Genomic DNA, 412 nt, shown 5'->3' with positions numbered 1-412 from the left:
CCGGGGAAAGCGCAGCCTTTGTCCCGCGCGGTGATGGCTTTGCGGATCTGCGGCGGGAAGACCCTGGAGGCCCGTCCGATGTCCAGGACCTGGCCCTCGCTGCCCAGGACCACGGGGATGATGTCCGCGTCGCAGGCGAGTGTGCGCAATGTTGCCGCCGGGACGGGCCCGGTGAACGTGAAGGACCCGGTGCCGCTGCCTTGCCGGGGGCGGTTGAACAGGGCGGGCTGACCGACCTTTGAAGATGGCCCGCTCGGCGAGGGTTGACCGGACTGCGCAGCTTGACCGGACTGCGGGTCCCGGCTGTGTGGGGGGAAGAGTTCGCGGTGGTCGATGGTGGCCAGGATCTGCGGGCGGTGGCCGCCCGTGGCGGGCAGGGACCCCGTGGCCAGGGCGAGCCGGCAGGCGCCGA

Annotated in this window: 1 pseudogene; it reads right to left on the bottom strand. The window is 71.8% G+C overall.

Features of this window, described 5'->3' with window-relative positions:
- Nucleotides 1-412, bottom strand: a pseudogene (locus AB4Z38_RS25835) (HNH endonuclease signature motif containing protein); the annotation flags it as partial.

The organism is Arthrobacter sp. 2RAF6, from assembly GCF_052115205.1.
Lineage (GTDB): Bacteria > Actinomycetota > Actinomycetes > Actinomycetales > Micrococcaceae > Arthrobacter.
This window is presented reverse-complemented; position numbering and strand designations above follow the sequence as displayed.